Origin of the sequence: Lacticaseibacillus camelliae DSM 22697 = JCM 13995 (genome assembly GCF_001436615.1) — a bacterium.
GTDB lineage: Bacteria > Bacillota > Bacilli > Lactobacillales > Lactobacillaceae > Lacticaseibacillus > Lacticaseibacillus camelliae.
This window is the reverse complement of record NZ_AYZJ01000077.1, coordinates 66,400-73,370: the sequence shown is the minus strand read 5'-3', so window position 1 is coordinate 73,370 and position 6,971 is coordinate 66,400. Positions and strand designations below refer to the sequence as shown.

Below are 6,971 nucleotides of genomic sequence, written 5' to 3'. Positions count from 1 at the left end.
CATGGCCTTTCTGGTCTAGTCGTCAGGGTGTTGCACTTGAATTGTAAACTGGGGAATTAAAATGAAGCATGTATAAGCTCATATATTGCCCTCCAAAACAAACCCATTCAATAAAAAAGTATATCACCTGGTATTTCTATTCGCGGTCAATTATCAAGAGATTTGGATGTCAGACGATTATCTACCCGAATAACTAGGCTCAGAGAACGAAGCAAAAGCAGAACCCACGCTGTACATATATTGCATATTTATTCTATTTAGTGTATTCTAGCCCCATTGTGTTAATTGGGAAGGGGTACGTTCATCATGCACAAGCACACTTGGCTCTACCTATTATTCGCCAGCCTTCTGGTCTGGCTTCTCGCCGCGGCGGCTCAGCCGCAGCCTGTCCAAGCCGCGACCGACGATTCGCTGACCCGCATTCAGCAGAAAGGCACGCTGGTCATTGGCAACTCGCCGAACTACCCGCCCTACGAGTTCACGACCAACGTGAATGGCAAGGAGCAGGTCGTCGGCATGGACATCGAGATTGGCAAGCAGATCGCCAAGGACCTGGGCGTCAAGCTCGTGGTCAAGCGCATGGACTTTGACTCGCTGCTAGTCGCTTTGGAAACTGGCAAGGTCGACATGATCCTGTCCGGCTTTTCCCCGACTGCAGAGCGTAAGCAGCACGTCGACTTTTCCAACACGTACTACACGTCCAAGCAGGACATCATTATTTTGAAAACCGACAAGGGCCTCTACTCGGACCGCAAGTCATTTAATGACAAAAAGGTCGGCGCCGTGGTCGGCAGCATCGCCTACAACCTGGTCAAGCAGCAGATGCCCGGCGCCAAGGTCGTCGGCATGCAAAACGCCTCAGACCTAGTGCTGGCGCTTAAGGCGCACAAAATCGACGGCATCGTGAAGGACTCCGCCTCGGCCGTCGCCTACGCGAACTCCGACCCGACCCTCGCCGCCATCGACGGGAAGTTCACCGTGTCCGGCGCCGAATCCGGCAACGCCATCGCCCTGCCGAAGGGCTCGTATGCCCTGCAGGCCGCGGTCAACAAGAGTATCGCCAAGATAAAGCGCAAGGACCAGATCAACAAGCAGTTCCTGCCGGCTGCGTCCAAGTACATTTCGACCGGCGCCAAGACCCACACCATGTGGCACTACTGGACGTACTTCGCCAAGGGCGTGGAGTACACCGTCGGCATTTCACTGGTCGCGGTGATCATCGGCGTCCTGCTGGGCTCCGGTCTCGCCTTCGTGCGGCTGGGCAAGATCACCTGGCTGAAAAAGCTGGCCAACGCCTATGTCACCTTCGTCCGCGGCACCCCGCTGATGGTCCAAGTGATGTTCATCTACTTCGGAATCGGCACGTTCTACAACGTCTCGGCGGTGGTCGCAGGCACGCTGGCGGTCGGGCTCAACTCGGCGGCTTATGTGTCCGAAGTCTTCCGCGGCGGGATTCAGGCGATTGCCAAGGGGCAAACCGAGGCAGCACGCAGCCTGGGCCTCAGCCAGCGCGACACTATGCGCTACGTGGTCTTCCCGCAGGCACTCACCGACATCTGGCCGGCACTCGGCAACGAGTTCATTTCACTGATCAAGGAAACCTCGATTGTTTCAATCATCGGCGTGGCGGATCTGATTTACCAGATGCGGATCGTGCAGGCCGACACTTACCGCGGCGTTTTGCCAATTGCCATCGCGATGGTCCTGTACTTCATCATGACCTACAGCCTCACGAAACTCCTCGCCTTTTTGGAGAAGAAAATGCATCACGAAGTCACGGTGTAACGCACCGTGCAGCCTCGGCCTTGGCCGGGGCTTTTTGCGTCTCCTAAGTCAATCAAATGTGCAGTATAATATTCGTAATAGTGGGAATAAATTTTGAGAGGGTGAGTAGATGAACGCGTCAGCACTGTTTAATGCCGAGGATCGAGCCAGTTACCGCATCCTGCAAGCTATCAGCAACGCCGCGAACCAAACGCTCTCCGAAAGCACCCTTCAGGAGCAGTTCGGCCTCACCAAGTACAAGCTAAATAAGGTGTTTGATGGCCTCAACGCCGACCTGGTCGCGGTATCGACTGAGACCCCGAGCTACCTCGATGACCTGGAAAAAGGCTACTGGCGCGCCCATCACCTCACCAAGGTGATCCTGCAAAAGCTCCGGGTGATGTACCTGAAGCGCAGCTATGAGTTCACGGTGTTTGAGTACCAGTTCTTCTTTTCCGCACGCACGCCCAAAAGCAAATATATGAAGGAACACTTCATTTCCAACGCCAAGTTCTATGAGGCCTCGGCCCAGTTGAAAAATGATCTGGCCGATGATTTTCTTTCGCCGCACGAACCTGCCGACACAGAATTTGCGACGCGGCTGGCGCTGTTTCAGTTTTACTTCGTGGCGTACAATGGCATCGCCAGCCCCTTCAAAGAGCTGGACGAAACGGTGGCGGCGCTGATCCGCACGCTGGAGGCGCAACTGGACGTGGCACTGTTGCCGACGCAAACCACGAAGCTGCGATTTTTCCTCAAGATCTGGCTGCTGCGGATGATGAACGGCCAGCACATTGAAAAGGTGCTGCCAGGCGCGCTCGAGTTGCCTGGGGCCAATGGTCGCCTCGACGGGATTCACAAAATTTTGCCAAAACAGTTCGGGGTCACGTCTGCCGAACTCGACTACCTGTACGCCTTTTTGGCCATTTGGCATTACCTGCCGCCGGCCAGCGAAACCGACTTAATTTCGGCCGCGCGGCTGCCCAAGGCGGGACGGATGACGGATGAATTTTTGGTGCTGGTCCAAAGTCGTCACATTTTGGATGACCCTGGCGAAACCGACTTAAGCCCCCTGCGGCAGGCGTTGTTCGGGCTGCACGTGCAAATGGTGACATTCTACCTGGCACCGACCACCTTCATCGATGACCAGCAAATCAGTTTTTTTGCGAATCTCTACCCCGGCTTCGATGAGCTGATCCTGACGTTTATCAGCCAGCTGGCCAAGCGCGCCGACCCTGTGCTCAACCGGACGATGGCGGTCAACCTGTACTTTTCCTACATGTTCACGCTGATCAACTACCTGCCGACCGAGGCGCTGCGCGATAAGGTGTACGTGTGCGTCGATTTTGCGCAAGGGCCGATTTACACCGACTACATCTCGCGGACCCTGTCCAGCTTCGACAACGCGTTCATTGTCGTCGAACACCGGCTCTCTAAGCACACTGACGTCTACTTGTCGGACTTTTCCGACCCGACTCTGGCCATTCCCCAGGTCACGTGGGCGAACCCCCCGTCCCCAGCCGATTGGGGCGAGTTGGCGGACTTGACCGTACGCGTGAAACAGGCCAAAATGCAAACAGTCGTACCGAAAACGGTGAGTGACCCATTTTCACTGAAACGAAAGGACGCAAGCGATGACAAAGCTGACTCATAACGTGAATACAATTGGCACCGTCCTGATGGGCGCCGCGGCGCTGACCGGCGTCACCCTCGCGGCTCCGGCCATCACGCCAGCAGCCTCGGTCCAGGCGGCAACGCAAGCAACGACCGTGCTGGGCGCGAGCTGGAGTACCCTGGCCAGCACCGCAGATGGCACCCTGGCCTCGCAGCACTTCGTTGGCAGCCAAGTCACGGCAACGGTCAGCGGCACGCACCAAACGCTGGCGACAATCACGCTGGCGGCGGGCGATTTTAGTGTCATCGATGATGACACGGTCGCCGGCACCTACTATGCCAACCTGACGGCTCAAGGCCAAAGCAAACTGACCGCGGCAGTCAAGGCCGCGATCGGCGATAACAATTACGTTGTGTCCTCAAGCATCCAGGGGGCGCTGGCCGTGAACCCGGCTGGCACTGGCACTGCCGTCATGACTTACGAGTACGTTGACGGCAACCAGGTGATTGCGACGGTCCAGCAGCAGCTTGGTCTGCAGTCCGCGGGCACCTACATCGCGCAGCCGCCTGCCGGCTATGCGCTTGCAGCTGGGCAAAGTGACCAAATCCTCTTTAACATGACGTCCCGCATGATGACGGCAACCATTCAGGTCACCGCTCAACAAACTTCCAGCGGCGCCGACTCCAGTCAGTCAAGTGGCACCAGCGCAGCGGACTCAAGCGCGGCCTCGGTCGCTCAAAGCATTGCCGCAAGCAAGGCCGCCAGTGAGGCAGCCGAGAGCGCCGCGATTTCCGAGGCCAACTCTATTGCCGCAAGCAAGGCAGCCAGTGAAGCAGCGGAAAGCGCCGCGATTTCCGAGGCTAACTCCATCGCCGAAAGTAAAGCTGCCAGTGAAGCGGCGGAGAGCGCCGCGATTTCCGAGGCTAACTCCATCGCTGAAAGCAAAGCAGCAAGTGAGGCAGCGGAGAGTGCCGCAATTTCTGAGGCCAACTCCATTGCCGAAAGCAAGGCAGCTAGTGAAGCGGCTGAGAGTGCCGCAATTTCTGAGGCCAACTCCATTGCCGAAAGCAAGGCAGCTAGTGAAGCGGCTGAGAGCGCCGCAATTTCCGAAGCCAACTCCATCGCTGAAAGCAAAGCAGCAAGCGAGGCGGCGGAGAGCGCCGCAATTTCTGAGGCTAACTCCATCGCTGAAAGCAAAGCCGCAAGCGAGGCAGCGGAGAGCGCCGCATTTTCCGAGGCTAACTCCATTGCCGCAAGCAAGGCAGCTAGTGAGGCAGCCGAGAGCGCCGCGATCTCTGAGGCCAACTCCATTGCCGCAAGCAAGGCAGCCAGTGAAGCAGCGGAGAGCGCCGCGATTTCAGAAGCCAATTCCATTGCCCAAAGCGAGGCAGCGCAGAGCGCCGCGATTTCAGAGGCTAACTCTATTGCCGAAAGTAAAGCGGCCAGTGAAGCGGCGGAGAGCGCCGCGATTTCCGAGGCTAACTCCATCGCCGAAAGCAAGGCAGCTAGTGAGGCAGCCGAGAGCGCCGCGATTTCCGAAGCCAATTCCATTGCCGCAAGCAAGGCCGCTAGTGAGGTCGCCCAGAGCGCCGCAGCTTCCGAGGCCAAATCAACTGCCGAAAACAAAGCGCCGAGTAAAGGTGCCCAAAGTATTGCAGTATCCGGGACCAATCCTCTTGGCAAAGTAATCGCTGCGGCAAAGCCAACGACACCGGCACCTCGCGCAACCAGTCCTAAAGCACCTGTCGCTCAGAATCAGGCTGTCACTCCAGCGGCGGCCAAACAAACGCGGCGGATCACAGTGATTGTTGTCGATGCCGATACTGGCAAACCGCTTCAAACCGATTTGATTGCCGGGGTACCAGGCGAGCCGATGACGTTCAATTTTCATGAACTCACGCAGTCACTAGTAGAAGCTGGCTACGCGGTCCTGATCAACCCAGCCACCGATTTAACTCGCTTTCCAGCAGCCGACCAGACGGTGGTCATTACAGTCAAGCACGTGGTGGCTGCCGCACTTGCTTCAGGCCTGCCAAGCGAGTACCAGGCGCTGGTACCAGAACTGGCTGGCGCAAAAACCAACGCAGCCCAGCAGAATCGCCGGACTACTGAACAATCTAGTCAAGCGCAAATCACCAACCTGTTCCAAGGTGAGCGGCTGAACCGGCAAATGGTCTATGCACCATTTTCAATGTCGCTTCAGCAGCATCACGGCAACGGCGGGGGCGCACCGAATCCTGCGGCTGGCGCAGCCATGTTAGCGGCTTACTGGGAAAGCCTCTCGGGCGTGATCAACTTCGGCATTCAATCCTAAGCACAGTAAAGGGCAAATCGCTAATCGAAACGATTTGCCCTTTTTCGTGTCTAGACAAAAAAAGCGGCCAGCGCCGCACTCCTCCCCGAAGTGTGTCACTGTACGCTTTCTGCCAACTCTTCAGTCGGTTTGCCCAGATATTGGTATTCTGCAGCCTTACGCAAGGCCACTGCTTCATCAAACGTCTGACATGACTTGAGAAGCACGTAGCGGCCTTGATACCGGAGCCGCGCAAACCAACGGTTATTGGCCGGATTATAAGAGACACCCACTACACCAGACTTATTGCGCTTGCTTTTGACCAATGAATTCAGCGAAATCCCATCATCATTCGTCAAATCACGCCCATGCGCGTGCTGGTGTGCCCTGAAGGCCGGATTTAACGCCGCGCGTTGCCGAGCGACGTCCCGACGCAAGCACCCACAACTGCGCACTTGGCCTGACCGCAGCCGATACCCGTCGACTGTGACCGTATTACCGCAAGAACACTGGCATTGCCATACCGCATTCCCGTTCTTGGCTGTCCCTGCTCGCCTGAGCACGGTCAACCGACCAAATTGTTCACCTGAGAGATCTTTCACTCGCATCGTTTTTCCCTCCTTGCTCCTATGCTTATATTCTAAGGGGGGAACTGCGGACCAATTCTCCGCGATTTTTGCTATTTTGACAAAAATCGCGGAGACTCCAGCTTTGTACACACGAAAATGTAGTGCACCACAGGCATTGCGTAGTATTGTTGCCAGCACGACAAGACACCAAAAGGCCCACCCTTCATGCACGTCAAGTGTGCGTGAAGCGTGGACCTTTCGTCATACTTTAATTACCGATCTAGCTTGCGCTTACGATCAACTAGCCCTAATAGGGAAAGTAACGAAACGCCTAACAGTGCCAAACCTGCAGCATTTTGATCACCGGTCTTCGGCAGTGTCTTACTCTGCTTAGCCGGCGCCTTTACAACACTTGCTGGCGCACTCGGCTTTGGTGTCGACTCGCTGGTCTTTACAGGCTGCATGGTCTCGGTCTTACCGGTGTGGTCAGTGTTTGCTTTGCCACCCTCAGGCTGGCCGCCTTCTGGATTGGCGTTGCCACCTGGGTTCGTGTTGCCGCCTGGGTTAGTGTCGCCACCCGGGTTCGTGTTGCCGCCTGGGTTTGTGTCGCCACCTGGGTTCGTGTTGCCGCCTGGGTTTATGTCGCCACCTGGGTTCGTGTTGCCGCCTGGGTTCGTGTTGCCGCCTGGGTTCGTGTTGCCGCCTGGGTTTGTGTCGCCACCTGGGTTTG

Annotated in this window: 5 protein-coding genes; 3 read left to right on the top strand and 2 right to left on the bottom strand. The window is 56.6% G+C overall.

Annotation, left to right across the window (positions count from 1 at the left end):
- Positions 1-303 precede the first annotated feature (303 nt).
- From FC75_RS10425 to FC75_RS10415, 3 genes are all read left to right on the top strand, one after another.
- Complete coding sequence (locus tag FC75_RS10425; protein WP_420843323.1) at positions 304-1,785, top strand: ABC transporter substrate-binding protein/permease; 1,482 nt, start codon at positions 304-306, stop codon at positions 1,783-1,785.
- Positions 1,786-1,894: 109 nt separating this feature from the next.
- On the top strand, positions 1,895-3,418 hold the full coding sequence (locus tag FC75_RS10420) for a hypothetical protein (RefSeq protein ID WP_056989848.1): 1,524 nt from the start codon (positions 1,895-1,897) through the stop codon (positions 3,416-3,418).
- Positions 3,399-5,693: a mucin-binding protein gene (locus FC75_RS10415; RefSeq protein ID WP_056989847.1), complete on the top strand. Its 2,295-nt coding sequence runs from the start codon at positions 3,399-3,401 to the stop codon at positions 5,691-5,693. The genes FC75_RS10420 and FC75_RS10415 overlap by 20 nt, the downstream gene beginning before the upstream one ends.
- Before the next feature lie 95 nt (positions 5,694-5,788).
- Here the strand turns inward: FC75_RS10415 and FC75_RS10410 are convergent, their stop codons facing one another.
- The gene (locus tag FC75_RS10410; protein ID WP_054666536.1) at positions 5,789-6,280 is read right to left on the bottom strand and encodes an AP2 domain-containing protein; all 492 of its coding nucleotides are present in this window, start codon (positions 6,278-6,280) and stop codon (positions 5,789-5,791) included.
- A 233-nt stretch (positions 6,281-6,513) separates the two neighbouring features.
- Positions 6,514-6,971 (bottom strand): LPXTG cell wall anchor domain-containing protein (locus FC75_RS12930; RefSeq protein ID WP_202813289.1); only part of this gene is annotated, 458 nt, incomplete at its 5' end.

Bases quoted from the DNA above. Each gene is read 5' to 3' on its own strand.
- FC75_RS10420 (WP_056989848.1), top strand. From the start codon at position 1,895: ATGAACGCGTCAGCACTGTTTAATGCCGAGGATCGAGCCAGTTACCGC.
- FC75_RS10415 (WP_056989847.1), top strand. From the start codon at position 3,399: ATGACAAAGCTGACTCATAACGTGAATACAATTGGCACCGTCCTGATG.
- FC75_RS10410 (WP_054666536.1), bottom strand. From the start codon at position 6,280: ATGCGAGTGAAAGATCTCTCAGGTGAACAATTTGGTCGGTTGACCGTG.